Origin of the sequence: Herbaspirillum sp. 1130, from assembly GCF_017833835.1 — a bacterium.
Taxonomy (GTDB): Bacteria; Pseudomonadota; Gammaproteobacteria; order Burkholderiales; family Burkholderiaceae_D; genus Herbaspirillum; species Herbaspirillum huttiense.
On the sequence record NZ_JAFICQ010000001.1, the window covers coordinates 779,598 to 794,788 of the forward strand.

16 protein-coding genes are annotated in these 15,191 nt (G+C 64.9%); 15 read left to right on the forward strand and 1 reads right to left on the reverse strand.

Features of this window, described 5'->3' with window-relative positions; all coding sequences use genetic code 11:
- Nucleotides 1-10: 10 nt before the first annotated feature.
- Nucleotides 11-1,360: an LLM class flavin-dependent oxidoreductase gene (locus JOD78_RS03400; RefSeq protein WP_121045476.1), complete on the forward strand. Its 1,350-nt coding sequence runs from the start codon at nucleotides 11-13 to the stop codon at nucleotides 1,358-1,360.
- Nucleotides 1,360-2,142, forward strand: a complete 783-nt coding sequence (locus JOD78_RS03405) for an HAD-IIB family hydrolase (RefSeq protein ID WP_209569864.1) — start codon at nucleotides 1,360-1,362, stop codon at nucleotides 2,140-2,142. The genes JOD78_RS03400 and JOD78_RS03405 overlap by 1 nt, the downstream gene beginning before the upstream one ends.
- Here JOD78_RS03405 and JOD78_RS03410 read toward each other — a convergent pair.
- A complete protein-coding gene (locus JOD78_RS03410) occupies nucleotides 2,136-2,750 on the reverse strand; it encodes a pyridoxamine 5'-phosphate oxidase family protein (RefSeq protein WP_121045478.1) in 615 nt (204 codons plus the stop codon). The two genes, JOD78_RS03405 and JOD78_RS03410, sit on opposite strands and share 7 nt — an antisense overlap.
- Nucleotides 2,751-2,991: 241 nt before the next feature.
- Here JOD78_RS03410 and JOD78_RS03415 point away from each other — a divergent pair, with 241 nt between their 5' ends.
- The 13 genes from JOD78_RS03415 (at nucleotide 2,992) to JOD78_RS03475 (ending at nucleotide 15,168) form a co-directional block, all read left to right on the forward strand.
- Entirely contained in the window at nucleotides 2,992-3,825 is an 834-nt protein-coding gene (locus tag JOD78_RS03415; protein ID WP_209569798.1) for an ABC transporter substrate-binding protein, read from the forward strand.
- Between the two features lie 65 nt (nucleotides 3,826-3,890).
- Nucleotides 3,891-4,637, forward strand: a complete 747-nt coding sequence (locus JOD78_RS03420) for an amino acid ABC transporter permease (protein ID WP_134136342.1) — start codon at nucleotides 3,891-3,893, stop codon at nucleotides 4,635-4,637.
- The gene (locus tag JOD78_RS03425; protein ID WP_209569861.1) at nucleotides 4,637-5,398 is read left to right on the forward strand and encodes an amino acid ABC transporter permease; all 762 of its coding nucleotides are present in this window, start codon (nucleotides 4,637-4,639) and stop codon (nucleotides 5,396-5,398) included. The genes JOD78_RS03420 and JOD78_RS03425 overlap by 1 nt, the downstream gene beginning before the upstream one ends.
- Before the next feature lie 84 nt (nucleotides 5,399-5,482).
- On the forward strand, nucleotides 5,483-6,340 hold the full coding sequence (locus JOD78_RS03430; protein WP_209569796.1) for a transporter substrate-binding domain-containing protein: 858 nt from the start codon (nucleotides 5,483-5,485) through the stop codon (nucleotides 6,338-6,340).
- Nucleotides 6,341-6,349: 9 nt separating this feature from the next.
- Nucleotides 6,350-7,096 (forward strand): amino acid ABC transporter permease, encoded by a 747-nt coding sequence (locus tag JOD78_RS03435; RefSeq protein WP_121045487.1) that lies wholly within the window; start codon nucleotides 6,350-6,352, stop codon nucleotides 7,094-7,096.
- Nucleotides 7,086-7,904, forward strand: a complete 819-nt coding sequence (locus JOD78_RS03440) for an amino acid ABC transporter permease (RefSeq protein ID WP_134136345.1) — start codon at nucleotides 7,086-7,088, stop codon at nucleotides 7,902-7,904. Before JOD78_RS03435 ends, JOD78_RS03440 begins: the two co-directional genes overlap by 11 nt.
- A complete protein-coding gene (locus JOD78_RS03445; RefSeq protein WP_121045491.1) occupies nucleotides 7,891-8,718 on the forward strand; it encodes an amino acid ABC transporter ATP-binding protein in 828 nt (275 codons plus the stop codon). Before JOD78_RS03440 ends, JOD78_RS03445 begins: the two co-directional genes overlap by 14 nt.
- 32 nt (nucleotides 8,719-8,750) lie before the next feature.
- Entirely contained in the window at nucleotides 8,751-9,368 is a 618-nt protein-coding gene (locus JOD78_RS03450) for a cysteine dioxygenase family protein (protein WP_209569793.1), read from the forward strand.
- Entirely contained in the window at nucleotides 9,365-10,543 is a 1,179-nt protein-coding gene (metC, locus tag JOD78_RS03455) for a cystathionine beta-lyase (RefSeq protein ID WP_209569790.1), read from the forward strand. Before JOD78_RS03450 ends, metC begins: the two co-directional genes overlap by 4 nt.
- 15 nt (nucleotides 10,544-10,558) lie before the next feature.
- Nucleotides 10,559-12,151: a rhodanese-like domain-containing protein gene (locus JOD78_RS03460; protein ID WP_209569788.1), complete on the forward strand. Its 1,593-nt coding sequence runs from the start codon at nucleotides 10,559-10,561 to the stop codon at nucleotides 12,149-12,151.
- Between the two features lie 241 nt (nucleotides 12,152-12,392).
- Nucleotides 12,393-13,490, forward strand: coding sequence for an aliphatic sulfonate ABC transporter substrate-binding protein (locus JOD78_RS03465; protein WP_121045500.1), 1,098 nt, complete (start codon nucleotides 12,393-12,395; stop codon nucleotides 13,488-13,490).
- Between the two features lie 3 nt (nucleotides 13,491-13,493).
- Nucleotides 13,494-14,345: an ABC transporter permease gene (locus JOD78_RS03470; RefSeq protein ID WP_209569786.1), complete on the forward strand. Its 852-nt coding sequence runs from the start codon at nucleotides 13,494-13,496 to the stop codon at nucleotides 14,343-14,345.
- 10 nt (nucleotides 14,346-14,355) lie between these two features.
- On the forward strand, nucleotides 14,356-15,168 hold the full coding sequence (locus JOD78_RS03475; RefSeq protein ID WP_121045504.1) for an ABC transporter permease: 813 nt from the start codon (nucleotides 14,356-14,358) through the stop codon (nucleotides 15,166-15,168).
- The last annotated feature ends 23 nt before the right edge of the window (nucleotides 15,169-15,191 follow it).

The following is a 15,191-nucleotide window of genomic DNA, read 5'->3' on the forward strand; positions in this document are numbered from 1 at the left end:
CTGACAGACCATGAGCCGTACCCAGTACAAATCGCACTCCCCGCGCCACCTCGCCCTCGGCGCCTTCCTGATGCAGACCGGCCATCACATCGCCGGCTGGCGACATCCCGAGGCGCAGGCCGATGCGGGCAGCAACTTCGCGCATTACGTCGCATTGGCCAGGCAAGCTGAAGCCGCCAAGTTCGATGCCATCTTCATCTCGGATTCGGTGGGCGTGCGCAACCGCGACCTCAACTCGCTCTCGCGCACTGCCCGTGCCGACCAGTTCGAGCCGCTCACCCTGCTCTCTGCCCTGGCAGCGGTCACCGAGCGTATCGGGCTGATCGGCACGGCCTCGACCTCCTTCAACGAGCCTTACAACATCGCCCGCAAGTTCGCGTCGCTGGATCAGATCAGTGGCGGCCGTGCAGGATGGAACCTGGTCACCTCCAGCGGCGACGGCGAAGCCGAGAACTTCAATCTGGTCAAGCATCTCGACCACGCCCTGCGCTATGAACGCGCGGCCGAATTCCATCAGGTGGTCCAGGGACTCTGGGACAGCTGGGAAGACGATGCCTTCCCGCGCGACAAGCAAAGCGGCCGCTACCTCGATCCGGCCAAGCTGCATGTACTCAATCACCAGGGCAAACATTTCTCGGTGCGCGGCCCGCTGAACGTGTCGCGCTCGCCGCAGGGACGGCCGGTCGTGGTCCAGGCCGGCGCGTCTGAAGCGGGGCGCGACCTGGCCGCCCGTACGGCTGAAGTGATCTTCGTGGCACACCAGACCTTTGAGGAAGCACGCAGTTTCTACGCGGATATCAAGCAACGAGCTGCAGCATACGGACGCACGCCGGACGAAATCAGGATCATGCCGGGCATCTTCCCGGTGGTGGCCGCGACCCGCGCCGAAGCGGAAGAGAAATTCCAGGTACTGCAGGAGCTGATCCCGGTGGAAGTCGGGGTGCAATTGCTGTCGCAAATGGTCAGCTTTGATCTGTCGCCCTATCCGGTGGACGGTCCCTTGCCCGAGCTGCCGCCCACCAATGGCGCCAAGAGCCGCCAGCAGCTGATGGTGGACCTGGCCCGGCGCGATGGCCTATCGATCCGCCAGACCTATCTGCGCATCGCCGGCGCACGCGGGCACCAGCAAGTGGTCGGCTCGCCAAAGGATATTGCCGACCTGCTGGAGTTGTGGTTCCGCGAAGGCGGCGCGGATGGCTTCAACATCATGTCGCCAGCGCATCCGGTTGGCCTCACGGACTTCATTACGCTGGTCCTGCCGGAACTGCGCCGGCGTGGTCTCTTCCGCGGCGACTATGAAGGCCGTACCTTGCGCGAACACCTGGGCTTGCGTAGACCCGCTCATCCTGCTGCAGCATGATGTTGCGGGATCTGTGGCAACGTCCATCAGGGCAATTCTCCGCGATCCGCTTCCTGTTGACGGACATGGACGAGACGCTGACGCATCACGGGCGCCTGGCCGCAGCGACCTATGCAGCGCTGGAGCAATTGCAGCAGGCAGGCATCAAGGTCATCCCCGTGACCGCCGCGCCGGCAGGCTGGTGCGACCAGATGGCGCGCATGTGGCCGGTAGACGGCGTCATTGGCGAGAACGGCGGGTTCTTCTTCCGGCGTGACGGTGCGCATGGCGTGCACCGTCATTTCTGGCATGGCGACTATGCGGCAGCGGTCATGCAGCAACTGCGCGACAAGGGGGATCTGATCTTGCGCCAGCTGCCGGGGGCACGGCTGGCAGACGACCAGCCATTCCGCCTGACCAGCCTGGCCTTTGCGCGCCAGGGCAATGCCGAACTGGAACAGGCGCTGCTGGCTGCCATGCAGTCGCTGGGCCTGGACGCCACCATCAACAATCTGTGGGTACTGGGATGGATAGGCGGCTACGACAAGCTGGCGGCGGCACAACGCGTCCTGCACGAGCATTACGCAACCGACGATGCCAGCGCGCTGGAGACCTTGGCTTACAGTGGGGATTCGTTGAACGATGCGCCCATGTTCGCGCATTATCACCATACCCTGGGGGTATCGACCATTGCAGCCTGTCTGCATCAGCTGCCACGTGCACCGGCCTGGATCAGCCAGGGTCCCGGCGGTGCAGGTTTCGTCGAGTTTGCGCAGGCGATCCTGGCTGATCAGCGTCAGTAGAGCCCGGCTTCGGTCCGTTGCGGAAGTTCGCGGTCATAGGCCTCCCCATCGAGCTTGCCGGCACTCAGGCGCTGATGCATGGCCCCCGGCGATGGCAGGCTGCTGCGTTCGACCTGGGCCGAGGCAGACCACAGGGCCGAGCGCACGATGGACTTGGAACAATGGAAGTAGGCGCGCTCGACCTGTACCACGATAACACTGCGCGGCAGCTTGTCCCGTATTTCGAAGCGCGCCAGCAAGGCCGGGTCAGTCGAGATGGTGGCGCGGCCATTGACGCGCAAGGTCTCACCCACCCCGGGAATGAGGAACAGCAGTGAAATACGCGGATCGGCAATGAGGTTGCGCAGGTTGTCGAGCCGGTTGTTGCCCGGCCGGTCGGGGACCACCAGCGTGCGCGCATCGATGATCTGCACGAAGCCGGCCGGGTCTCCCTTGGGCGAACAGTCCAGTCCTTCGCTACCGGCAGTGGCCAGCACCACGAAGGGGGACGCCCGCACGAAGGCCTGGTAGTCCTCGTTGAGATGATCGATTTCCTTGACGATGGCGCGCTCCCCTGGCTGGCCATACAAGGCTTCCAATTGTTCGACGGTCGTGATGCGCTCGCTCACTGTGCTCTCCTCCAAGTGAATGGCAAGGCCTCAGTATAGCGGGCCATCCTGCAGGTCTCCTTGGCACGAATGCGCATAAGCAAAGCCGGAAATAGTCGTTCCACAATGGGGCGGGTGTTTCTATACTCGCTCCGGTTTGGTGCGGATCGCACCAGATCGCAGCAAGCCTGAAGCCGGGCCGCCACGAGCCCCGGCAGACAGCCTGCCGCGTTCCAGGACATGCGAACAACAAGGAAAACCCATGAAACAAACAATCTTGAAGACGGCGTTCACGCCGCTGTTCATCGCCCTCGCTCTGGCCTCGGGCGCGGCCCACGCCGACAAGCTGGACGACATCAAAAAGGCCGGCGTGCTGCGCGTAGCTGCCTTCGATGGCAACCCGCCGTTCGGCTATGTCGATGCCACCACCAAGAAGATCGTCGGCCTCGATATCGACTATGCCAACGAACTGGGCAAGAAGCTGGGCGTGAAGGTCGAGATCATCCCGACCAACCCGGCCAACCGCATTCCGCTGCTGACCTCCAACAAGGTGGACCTGGTCTTCGCCAACTTCACCATCACCGAAGACCGCGCCAAGGTGATCGATTTCAGCATTCCCTACATCGCCTCCGGCCAGCAGTTCCTGGCCAAGAAGGGCTTGCTCAAGTCGGCCGATGACATCAAGAAGGTCCGTGTGGGCACCGACAAGGGCACCACCATGGAAACCACCCTGCGCGAGAAGTATCCCGACACCAAGGTCGTGCTCTACGACGACACCCCGCTGGGCCTTGCCGCCCTGCGCAACGGCAACATCCAGGCACTGAGCCAGGATGGCACCAAGCTGACCGCGATCCTGGCGACCCTGCCGGACAAGGACAAGTACGAGATCCCGCCCTTCGCCATCTCCGAAGAATATGAAGGGGTGGGCGTACCCAAGGGCGAGACGCGCCTGGTGAATTACCTCAACGACTGGCTGCGCGAACTGGAGAAGACCGGCACCGCCCAGCAGATCTACGACAAGTGGTTCGGTCCGCAAAGTGCGCAGCCGCTGCCGCGTCTGTTCAAGATCGGCGATACGAAACTGAGCCAGAAATAATTTTCGTCTTGCCACAGCCGGCCGGCGTCATGCCGGCCGTTTTCGTTTTCCGTATCGGACCCCGCATGTTGTCGCATTTCCTCGCCGGCCCCTGGCTGGCTCCCAAACATCTGCTCTGGATGTGGCAGGGTTTCCTGACCACGCTCTGGCTGAGCCTGCTGGTGGCCTTGTTCGCCACCCTGCTGGGCATCGTGCTGGCCAGCGCCCGCGCCAGTACCCTCGCACCGCTGCGCAACGCGGCCGCGTGCTACACCTCGCTTTTTCGTAATACGCCGTTGCTGGTGCAATTGCTGTTCTGGTATTTCGGCGTGCCCAGCCTGTTCCCGGAAGGGACCATGGACTGGCTCAACGCCGACCACGTCCTGAACCTGCTCGGCCCGTTCTCGCTGCGCTGGCCCTCCTTTGAATTCCTCTCGGCCTGGTGCGGGCTGGTGTGCTACTCCACCGCCTACATTGGCGAAGAGATCCGCTCCGGCCTGCGCGGCGTACCGGGCGGCCAGGCCCTGGCGGGTGCGGCCATCGGCATGACGCGGCTGCAGGTGCTGCGCCACATCGTGCTGCCCCAGGCGATCCGGCTGATCCTGCCTTCGCTGCTGGGCCAATACATGAACATCCTCAAAAATACGTCCCTGACCATGGGCATCGGCCTGGCCGAACTGTCCTATGCCTCGCGGCAGGTGGAATCGGAAACCTTCCTCGCCTTCCAAGCCTTCGGTGTGGCGACCGTCCTGTATATCTCCGCCATCGCTCTGCTCGAAGCGCTGGGACAGGCGCACCTGCGCGCACGCCGTGCGCGGCAAGGGAGGGCATGATGCAGTTGGCCGTGATCGTGGACAACCTGCCCTATCTGCTCTGGGGCAATTATCCGGACGGGCCGCTGGGAGGCGCAGCCCTGACTGTGCTGCTGAGCGCCGGTTCGGCCGTGCTCTCGGCGATACTGGGACTGGCGCTGGGTATCCTGCTGGCGGTCGGCCAGGGCCCCTGGCATCGGCTGCTGCTGGTGGTGATCGGCTTTCTGCGGGCGATCCCGGTGCTCATGCTGATCTTCTGGACTTACTTCCTGCTGCCCATCGCTTTCGGCATCGACGTGCCGGGGGTGCTCTCCGTCATGTTCGCGCTGTCGCTGGTGAGCGGTGCTTACCTGGCGCATGCGGTGGCAGCCGGCATTGCAGGCATCGGCAGCGGGCAATGGCAGGCCGGCCTGTCGCTGGGCCTGCTGCGCTGGCAGGTGCTGGCCCACATCATCCTGCCGCAGGCGCTGCAGATCATGCTGCCGTCCTTCGTGAACCAATGGGTGACGCTGGTCAAGGACAGTTCACTGGCCTACATCGTAGGCGTGGGCGAGCTCTCCTTCGTGGCGGCACAGGTCAACAGCCGGCTCATGGTCTATCCCGCCGAGGTGTTCCTGCTGGTGGGGCTGCTGTACTTCCTGATGTGCTCGGCACTGGAACAGCTGGCGCTCTGGGTCGGCCGCCGTTTCTCGGCAGAACGCCGCGCGGCGCGCAGGGAGGCGGCGCAACAAGGGACAGCGCTGGCCACTTCGCAGGCCGGAGCAAACACGGCAGGCGCATAAGGATATCGATTTATATTCGTTCCGTGCAGGTGGGCGCATTCATTAGAGTGAGCCCCTCACCTTCACCACGAAAAAAATATACTCATGCGCAATTCGTTCCACACCTCCACTTCCCGCAGCCTGAGCCAGTTCGCTGCAGCGCTCGCCCTGACCGGCGCTACCGCCCTGCTGGCCAGCGCACCGGCACACGCTGACGCCACCCTCGACAAGATCAAGAGCCGCAACAAGATCGTGGTCGGCGTCATGCTCTCGGGTGGCCCCTTCGGTTCCATCGATCCCTCCACCCAGAAGCCGGTCGGCTGGAATTTCGAACTGGCCCAGAAACTGGCGAAGGACCTGGGTGTGGAGCTGGAGACCGTGCAGGTACAGCCGTCGAACCGCGTGCAGTTGCTGCAGCAGGGCAAAGTCGATGTGCTGATCGCGTCGATGGAATGGAATGCCGAACGCGGCGAGCTGCTGTCCTTCGCGCCGACGCCGTTCTATCGTGTCGGCGGCGTGGCCATCGTCCCCGCCGACAGCAGCATTCGCCGCTGGGAAGACCTGCGCGGCAAGGACATCTGCATCTCCCAGGGCAGCAGCTACATCAAGCCGGTGTCGACCGAATACGGTGCCATTCCCAAGGGGTTCAAGGGCGCGCCCGAATCGCTGCTGGCCCTGCGCGGCGGCAATTGCGTGGCGGCCGTGCATGACGCCACGCTGCTCAATCCGCTGGTGGCCAGCAACCCGGACTGGAAAAACTATCGCACCATCACGCCCGAGCTGATCCCCGGCAATTCGGTGGCGTGGGTGCGCAAGGGCGAGCAGGATACGGCGGCCGCCATCGACCGCGTCATCCAGGGCTGGCACAAGAGCGGCTGGCTGATCGCCACCGAAAAGAAGCTCGACATCACCCCGGCCTCGCCTGCCCTGCCGGAACTGCACAACAAATACAAGAACGGCTGAGTCCCCGGCATGAGTTCCACCGATTGGCCGCAAGCCGCCGTCGCCAGCCTGAAGGCGGCGGGCCTCAATTATGATTTCCTGCTCGCCGCCAGCGAGCGCGCTGCCTTCCTGCACGGACTGGTGGTCACGCTCGAACTGGCGGTGGCCGCCATCGTCTGCAGCCTGGTCGCCGGGCTGCTGCTGGCGGCCATGCTGGTCTCGCGCCACGGCTGGCTGGCGCTGCCGGCGCGTGCCTTCGTCGAGGTCACCCGCAATACGCCCACGCTGGTGCAGCTGTATTGCGCCTTCCTGGTGCTCAACATGCTCATCACCGAAGCGCTGAAACTCTCCGGCGGCAATCCGCTGACGCCCTTCCTGTGGGTGGTGGTGGTGATCTCGCTGCACAAGGCGGCGTTTCATGCGGAGGCCCTGCGTGCAGGACTGCAGGCAGTGCCGCCGGTGATGCTGGAGGCGGCGGCCTCGCTGGGGTTCACCACCACGCGCCGCCTGTGGCTGGTGCAGTTTCCGCTGGCCCTGCGCTTTGCCTTGCCCAGCCTGGTCAACAACCTGGTGGACCTGGTCAAGATGACCACCGTGGCCTCGGCCATTGCGGTGGGCGACGTGACCTACCAGGCCATCATGATCTGGAGCCAGCGCGACAACGTACTGGAGCTGATGCTGCTGCTGTTGATTTTCTTCGGCCTGCTGACCTGGCTGGTCAACCGGGGCGGCCGCGCCCTGGAGCACTACTGGAGGATGCCTGGCTATGGCCGATAACACCGAACTGACGGCGCGCCTGCCGGCCTGGCGCAGCGCGCGCAGCATTACCCTGCCAGCCGCGGCGGCATTGGGCATTGCGCTGCTGCTGGCACTGGCCGTGCTGTGGGTCATTCCCGTGTGGACGGCCTCGCCGCTGCTGGGCCATATCCAGCGCTGGCTGCCGGCGCTGCTGTGGGGCATGCTGGCCAATATCCAGATCAGCGTGCTGGCCATTGCCCTGGGCACGGCGGCCGGACTGGTGATCGGGGCGCTGCAATTGTCGCCGGTGCTGCCGGTGGCCACCGTGGCGCGCTGGTATGTGCAGATCTTTCGCAATGCGCCGATGCTGATCCTGATCTACTTCAGCACCTACGTCTTCCCCTTCGAGATCCGCCTGGGCAGCACTTATCTGGCCTTTCCCGACTGGATCAAGGTGACCCTCGGACTGGCGCTGCCAGCCAGCGCCAACGTCGCCGAGATCTTCCGGGGGGCCATCGGCGGCATTCCCTCGGCGCAATGGGAAGCAGCCGCACAGCTGGGGCTGCGCCGTTCGCAGGCCTACCGCTGGGTGATCCTGCCGCAGTGCCTGCGCCGCATGCTGCCGCCGTGGATGAACCTGTACGCCACCATCACCATGGGCACCGCACTGGCTTCGCTGGTGGGTGTGAAGGACCTGCTTGATACCGCGCAGATCGCCAGTAGCACCGTCAACCGGGTCGATTTCACGGTGGCCGTGTATTTCCTGACGCTGCTGCTGTTCTTCCTCTACTGCTATCCGATTTCGCGTTTGACGCAATACCTGGAAAAGAAACATGCCTTCCATTGACTCCCCCGGCCAGGCCTTGGTCAGCCTGCGCGACGTTCACCTGACTCTGGGCGGCAACGCCATCCTGCGCGGCATCGACCTGGAGGTGCAGCGCGGCCAGGCGGTTTCCATCATCGGGCCTTCCGGTTCAGGCAAATCGACCATCCTGCGCTGCATTACCGGTCTGCTGCATCCGCAACAGGGGCAGATCCTGGTCGATGGCGTGGAACTGGGTTCGCTGCGTTCCGAAGCCCAGCTGGCGCGGCTGCGCCAGCGCGTGGGTTTCGTGTTCCAGCAATACAACCTGTTCCCGCACCTGACCGTGCTGGAAAACCTGGTGATGGCCCCGGTACGCATCCTCGGACTGGACCGCGGCACCGCGCGCAGCCGTGCGCTGGCCCTGCTGGAACGCGTACGCCTGGCCGGCAAGGCCGATGCCTATCCCGGCCAGCTCTCCGGTGGCCAGCAGCAGCGCGTGGCCATTGCGCGGGCGCTGGCCATGCAGCCGGAACTGATCCTGTTCGACGAAGTGACCTCGGCGCTGGACCCGGAAATGGTGGGCGAGGTGCTGGCCGTGATCCGCGAACTGGTACAGGAAGGCATGACCTGCGTGCTGGTCACGCACGAGATGCGCTTTGCCGAGGAAGTCAGCGACCAGGTGCATTTCATCGAGAGCGGACGCGTGGTCGAGCACGGTGCGGCCAGCCATATCTTCAGTGCGCCCGACAACGAGCGTACCCGCGCCTTCCTCAACCGCGCCCTCAACGGTGAACGCAGCGCTGCGCGCAACAGTTTTGCACCCATCGCCTTCAACCAGCTGGCCTTCTCCGTCTAGGCCAGCCCACTTACAGAACAAGGAAATCCGCCATGAGCCTGTCTTCGCAACGCGCCACCGCAGTGGCCGCCACCCTGCAACGCATCCGCCAGATCGAACAACAGCAAGGCATCACCCGCGCCTCGCTGCAGGACATCACCGCCGTGCTGCAGGAACTGGCAACACGCCACGACCTGTTCAACTTCGGTGAGTTCCCGCCGCCGCAGGCCGACAGCGGCAGCACCTCCAAGCGCTACTACCTGAACCAGGAAGGCGCAGAAACCGACAAGGATGACATCGCCCTATACCTGAATTCCATCATTCCCGGCAAGACCACCTTCCCGCACAACCACGATACGTGGGCCGTGATCGTGGCCGTCAGCGGCCAGGAACTCAACCGCCTCTACGAGCGCGAGGATGACCGCAGCAATCCCGAACAGGCGCAGATCCGCGTGGCTCGCGAGCTGGTGGTGGAACCTGGCACGCCAATCAGTTTCCTGCCAGATGACCTGCACAGTATCCACGTGCAGGGCGATACACCTACCTTACACTTCCACCTGTACGGTCGCCCGCTGGACACCCTCACCGGACGCATCGGCATTGATCCGCAGAGCGGCCGCATCCTGAACTACAACCAGAATTTCTTCAACCGCAGCGAGCAGCCAGCATGAGTCACCACCTGCACACTGCACTGATACACGCCGGTACACCTCGCCTGACAGAAGGCACCGGGCCGGTCAATGTGCCGGTCGTCCGGACCAGTACACTTCGCTACGCCAACATGGCCGAATACGACGGCATCCATGAGCGGCGTGCCGCTGGCGAGAACGTGGCCGCCTACGGACGCCACGGCCTGGACACGCACCGAGCACTGGAGTCGGCCATCGCTACCCTGGAAGACGGCCAGCACTGCCTGCTGGCACCCTCCGGTCTGGCTGCCATCACGCTGACCTTGCTGGCCTTGCTGTCGCCGGGTGACCACGCCCTGGTGCAGGACAGCGTCTATTCGCCGCTGCGCCGGGTAGACCAGAGCCTGCTGAAGCGCCTGGGCATCCGCCTGAGCTACTTCTCGCCGGGGAAGGATGATCTCGATGCCCTCATCGAGCCGCAGACCAGGCTGCTCTATCTCGAAGCCCCCAGCTCGCTGCTCTACGAGATCCCCGACCTGCCGGCCCTGGCGGCACGCGCACGCGATCGCGGCGTGCTGGTCGCCACCGACAATACCTGGGCGTCCGGTTATCTGTATCGTCCGCTGGCGCTGGGCGCTGATGTCTCGATCCTGGCCGCGACCAAGTACATCTCGGGTCATTCCGACGTGATGCAGGGCGCGGTGGTGGTCAAGGATGACGGACTGGCACAACAGTTGCGCGAGACCAGCGACAGCCTCGGACTGGCCGTCAGCCCCGACGATGCCTATCTCTCCCTGCGCGGCATCCGGACCCTGCCGGTGCGCATGCAGCAGCACCAGGCCAATGCCTTGCAGGTTGCGCAGTTCCTGCACAGCCATCCGCAGGTGGCGCGGGTGTTCTATCCGGCCTTGCCCTCGGACCCCGGCCATGCGCTCTGGCGGCGCGATTTCAGCGGTGCCAACGGGCTGCTGTCCTTCGCGTTTGCGCAGGGCGATGTACAGCACGCGCGGCGCTTCATCGATGCGCTGGAACTGTTCGCCATCGGTGCTTCCTGGGGCGGCTATGAAAGCCTGGTCCAGCTGGCCGCACCGGCGCGCCTGGCCGAGCACAGCTACTACCAGGGCAATACGCCGGTGGTACGCCTGCACATCGGCCTGGAAAACCCGCATGACCTGATCGACGACCTTTCGCGCGCCTTCCAGGCTGCGCAGGGCTGATGCAAGGAGACTGACATGGCAGACACGATTTCCCCCGCCACCCTGCGCCACTGGCTGGCTGACGGCGCTGAACTGGCGCTGTTCGATGTACGCGAGGCCGGCCAGTTCGGTGAAGGACACCTGTTCTTCGCCGTGCCGCTGCCCTACAGCCGCCTGGAACTGGATGCGCCCCGCCTGGCCCCGCGCAAGGACGTGCGGCTGGTGCTGGTGGACGACGGCGACGGCGTCGCCACGCTGGCCGCAGGCCGGCTGGAAGCGCTGGGCTATCGCCAGGTGCTGGTGCTCGATGGCGGCGTGGCCGCCTGGCAGGCCGCCGGACATCCGCTCTTCAAGGGCGTCAACGTCCCCTCCAAGACCTTCGGCGAGCTGGTCGAACACGCCTACGCCACACCGCACATCAGCGCGCACGAGCTGGATCAATGGCGGCGCGAAGGCAAGCGCTTCGTGCTGCTGGACGGCCGCACGCTGGAAGAACACCACAAGATGACCATCCCCGGATCGGTGGCCTGCCCCAATGGCGAGCTGGCCTATCGCATCGGCACGCTGGTGCCCGATGCGGATGTGCCGGTGGTCATCAATTGCGCGGGCCGCACGCGCAGCATCCTGGGTGCGCAGACGCTGCGCAACCTCGGCCTGGCCAATCCGGTGCTGGCGCTGGAGAACGGTACCCAGGGCTGGTACCTGGCCGGCCTCACGCTGGAACATGGCAGCCGCGCGCGCTATCCGGACCAGGTGCCCCACGACCTGGAGGCCGCGCGTGCCGCCGCCGAACGCCTGCGCCAGCATTTTTCCATTCCCTTGCTGGACGCGGCCCAGGCACAAGCCTGGGTCGATGACACACACCGTACCACCTATGTGCTCGATATCCGCAGCGCCGAAGAAGTCCGCGCCGGCACGCTGGCCGGCGCCGCCCATGCCCCTGGCGGGCAGCTGATCCAGGCCACCGACCAGTACGTGGGCGTGCGCCGCAGCCGGCTCATCCTGCTCGACAACGAACAGGTGCGCCCCCCGGTAGTGGCCAGCTGGCTTTATCAGTTGGGCTTCGAGGTGGCGGTGCTGACGCAAGGCATCGCCACGCCGCTGCGCCTGCCGAAGAAGGACGAGGCCCTGCAATCCAATCCCGCAGCGGTGGCGCATGCGGACGTGCAAGCGGCGACCGCCCTGATCAAGCAACGCCAGGCGATCTTGCTGGATGTGCGCAGCAGCGAGGCCTATCTGAAGGAGCATGCCCTCACCAGTCAATGGCTGTCTCGCGCGCGGGTGGCGCATTGGCTCAAGGCACAGCCTTCGCTGCCCGACCAGCTATTCCTGGTGGCCGACAGTGCCGAAGCAGCAGCACTGGTGGCGCAAGACCTGCAGGAAAACGGCGTGCGGCAGGTGGCCTGGATTGACGGGCTGGCACCGCTGCAACAGGCTGGATGGCCGACCATCACCGACCCCGCTTCACTGGGCGCGGCTGAACGCATCGATTACCTGTTCTTCGTGCATGACCGCCACGCCGGCAACGCCGAGGCGGCGCGCCAGTACCTGGCCTGGGAGACCGCGCTGGTCGGCCAGTGCAGCCGGGATGAACTGGGCGCGTTCCGGCTCGATTCGCTGCCGCTCTGATCGTCCGCTTCTCCCTCACAACCGGCCTCCGTGCGAGGCCGGTTTTTGTCGTTTCTTGCGGGTTTTTCCTGCGCTTCCTTAGCGTTTTTTCTCCCGCGTCTCCTGCACCACTGCTGGCACCAGCCAGCGCATAAGGTCATACGAATTCATTCGTTTTCCTGCGCAATTCCCCCTTCCTATACTGGCCGCACGCCTTTCGTCCTCCACGACGATCAACCTCCGCCCCCAGAAAGGACCCGCCATGCAACAGGACCGCCGTAGCGTCCTCAAACAACTCGCGGCTGGCAGCGCCGCGCTGCTGACCCTGCCGCTGCACGGCGCACGTGCCGCCGCTACCGGCAATGGCCAGCCGGCCATCATCCGCATCGGCGTAGCGCAGCCGGGCATCGGCAATCCGCCGGTTTTCTCGGGCAGTTCCGCCGCCGTGGCGCATGCCAAGGGATGGGTGGAGGAAGAGTTCAAGGCCGACGGCATCAAGGTCGAGTGGTTCTTCTTCAAGGGGGCGGGGCCGGCGGTCAATGAGGCGCTGACCAACCAGCAGCTGGACTTCGCCTTCCAGGGCGACCTGCCGGCCATCGTGGCACGCGCCGCTGGCCTCAAGACCAAGCTGGTGCTGGCCACCGGTGTGCGTTCCAACATCTATCTGGCCGTGCCGCCGGACTCGCCCATCCAGTCGGTGAAGGACCTGCGCGGCAAGCGTGTGGCCATCTTCAAGGGCACCAATGCGCAGTTGCCCATCAACCGCGTGCTGGAAGCCAACGGCCTGCAGGAACGCGACCTGCGCTCCATCAACCTGGACCAGGCGACCACGCTGGCCGCACTCTCCACCAAGGACATCGACGCCGCCTTCGGCAACATCAACCTGCTGCGCCTGCGCGACAAGAACGCCGCGCGCATCGTCTATTCCAGCAAGGGCGGCAATCCCATCTTCACCACCCAGTCGCACGTGCTGGTGACGGAACAGTTTGCCCAGCAATATCCGGAGGCGACCGCGCGCGTGGTCAGGACCTTTGTCAAGGCCGCCAAGTGGGCCTCGGACGAGGTCAACCGGGACGAGGTACTGCATCTCTGGGCCAAGGCGGGTACGCCCTACGAGCACTGGCGCGAAGACTACGAAGGCCAGCCGCTGCGGGTGCGCATCAATCCCAATTTCGATCCCTTCCTGATCGCCCGCTACAAGGATTCGGTGGAACAGGCCTACCGCTTCAAGCTCAGCCGCGCCCGCGTGGACGTGGACCAGTGGATCGACCAGCGCTACCTGCAGGCGGCCCTGAAGGAACTGAAGCTGGAAACCTACTGGCCGATCTTCCAGGCCAACGGCAAGATCCTGGGGGCCTGAGCAATGGCCCATTCCTCCGGCACTCTTCCGGCCGCCGCCAGCGTGCCGGCACGCAGCAACAGCGGCCCGGCGCGCAGTGCCTACAGCGCCTTCTTCGGGCGCTGGGCCGGCACCTGGCTGGCGCTTCCTTTCCCGCTGGGCTTGCTGCTGCTGTGGGGCGTGTCGGCCCATTACGGCTGGGTCGCCCCCCAGGTGCTGCCTTCGCCGCAGGCGGTGCTCACCACCTTCATCGACCTGGCCCAATCCGGCGAGCTGTGGGACAACCTGTGGATCAGCCTGCTGCGCGTGCTGGCCGGCTTCGGCGTGGGTGTCGTCGGCGGCCTGCTGCTGGGGGTGGCCATGGGGCTCTCGCCGCTGTTCAAGGATTACACCTATCCCTTCTTCAAGGCCTTCAGCCAGGTGCCGGTGCTGGGCTGGCTGCCCTTGCTGATGCTGCTGGTGGGCATCGATGAAGCGCTCAAGATCATCCTCATCGCCAAGGCTGCGCTGGTGCCTATCGCCGTCAACACCTACAAGGGCATCGAGAACGTGCCCTCGCGCTATGTCGAAGTGGCGCGCGTGCTGCAGTTCTCGCGCTGGCAATTGCTGTGGCGGGTGGTGTTCCCGGCCGCGCTGCCGCCGGTCTGGAATGGCGTGCGCTATGGTTTCACGCATGCCTGGCTGGCGCTGGTGGTGGTGGAACTGCTGGCCTCCTCGGAGGGGCTGGGCTACATGATCGTCTTCGGCCGTCAGCTGTTCCAGCTGGACGTGGTGATTGCTGCCGTGGCCGTGGTCGGCGTGGTGGGCTACCTGGGCGACCAGTTGCTGGCCCGCATCGCAGTCGTCCTGCTCGGCTGGCGCCGTAGCGGCTTCTGAGGAGTTGCGCATGATTCCGTATTTCAACAAGACCCGTCATCAGCGCGACCGCCATCCGGTGCCGCCCTTTCTGCGCGGCTGGGTGCTGCCCATCGCCCTGGTGCTGCTGTGGTGGCTGGCCGCGCGCCTGCACTGGTCGGATTCGCCGCTGCTGGTGCCGCCGGGCAAGGTGTGGGACACCGCCGTGCAGCAGGTCGCCAGCGGCGAACTGGTCCGCGCCCTGGCCGCCAGCCTGCGGCGCGACCTGATCGGGCTGGCCATCGGGGTCAGTGCCGGGCTGGTGTTCGGGATCGCCTTTGGCTTGTCGCGCCTGTTCGAAAAAATGATCGGCCCGACCTTCCATACCTTGAAGCAGATTTCGCTGTTCGCCTGGATTCCGCTGTTGTCGGTGTGGTTCGGACTGGGGGATGCCGCCAAGGTGGCCTTCCTCTCGCTGGCAGCCTTCTTCCCGGTGGTGTTGAACACCTTCGAAGGCATCCGCAGCGTGCCCGGCGAACTGATCGAGGCGGCCCGCGTGCTCAAGTTCACGCGCCGCCAGTGGCTGACCAAGCTGGTGCTGCCGGCCGCCGCGCCCTCCATCCTGGCGGGCATCCACTTGGCGCTGGTGTACGCCTGGCTGGCCACGCTGGGTGCCGAATACCTGCTGGTCTCGGGCCAGGGCATCGGCAACACCATGATCGATGGCCGTGAACTGTTCCTGATGGACCTGGTGATCTTCGGCGTGATCGTGGTGGGGCTGGTGGGCTTTGCCCTGAACTGGCTGGCCGCACGGCTCGAACGCCGCCTGCTGGCCTGGCGCGGACGCTCGGTGGCGCAATTCTGAGATCGAACAAGAACGGAAATTCC

Coding starts and splice junctions, on each gene's coding strand:
- JOD78_RS03400 (WP_121045476.1), top strand. CDS start 11: ATGAGCCGTACCCAGTACAAATCGCACTCCCCGCGCCACCTCGCCCTC.
- JOD78_RS03405 (WP_209569864.1), top strand. CDS start 1,360: ATGTTGCGGGATCTGTGGCAACGTCCATCAGGGCAATTCTCCGCGATC.
- JOD78_RS03415 (WP_209569798.1), top strand. CDS start 2,992: ATGAAACAAACAATCTTGAAGACGGCGTTCACGCCGCTGTTCATCGCC.
- JOD78_RS03420 (WP_134136342.1), top strand. CDS start 3,891: ATGTTGTCGCATTTCCTCGCCGGCCCCTGGCTGGCTCCCAAACATCTG.
- JOD78_RS03425 (WP_209569861.1), top strand. CDS start 4,637: ATGCAGTTGGCCGTGATCGTGGACAACCTGCCCTATCTGCTCTGGGGC.
- JOD78_RS03430 (WP_209569796.1), top strand. CDS start 5,483: ATGCGCAATTCGTTCCACACCTCCACTTCCCGCAGCCTGAGCCAGTTC.
- JOD78_RS03435 (WP_121045487.1), top strand. CDS start 6,350: ATGAGTTCCACCGATTGGCCGCAAGCCGCCGTCGCCAGCCTGAAGGCG.
- JOD78_RS03440 (WP_134136345.1), top strand. CDS start 7,086: ATGGCCGATAACACCGAACTGACGGCGCGCCTGCCGGCCTGGCGCAGC.
- JOD78_RS03445 (WP_121045491.1), top strand. CDS start 7,891: ATGCCTTCCATTGACTCCCCCGGCCAGGCCTTGGTCAGCCTGCGCGAC.
- JOD78_RS03450 (WP_209569793.1), top strand. CDS start 8,751: ATGAGCCTGTCTTCGCAACGCGCCACCGCAGTGGCCGCCACCCTGCAA.
- metC (WP_209569790.1), top strand. CDS start 9,365: ATGAGTCACCACCTGCACACTGCACTGATACACGCCGGTACACCTCGC.
- JOD78_RS03460 (WP_209569788.1), top strand. CDS start 10,559: ATGGCAGACACGATTTCCCCCGCCACCCTGCGCCACTGGCTGGCTGAC.
- JOD78_RS03465 (WP_121045500.1), top strand. CDS start 12,393: ATGCAACAGGACCGCCGTAGCGTCCTCAAACAACTCGCGGCTGGCAGC.
- JOD78_RS03470 (WP_209569786.1), top strand. CDS start 13,494: ATGGCCCATTCCTCCGGCACTCTTCCGGCCGCCGCCAGCGTGCCGGCA.
- JOD78_RS03475 (WP_121045504.1), top strand. CDS start 14,356: ATGATTCCGTATTTCAACAAGACCCGTCATCAGCGCGACCGCCATCCG.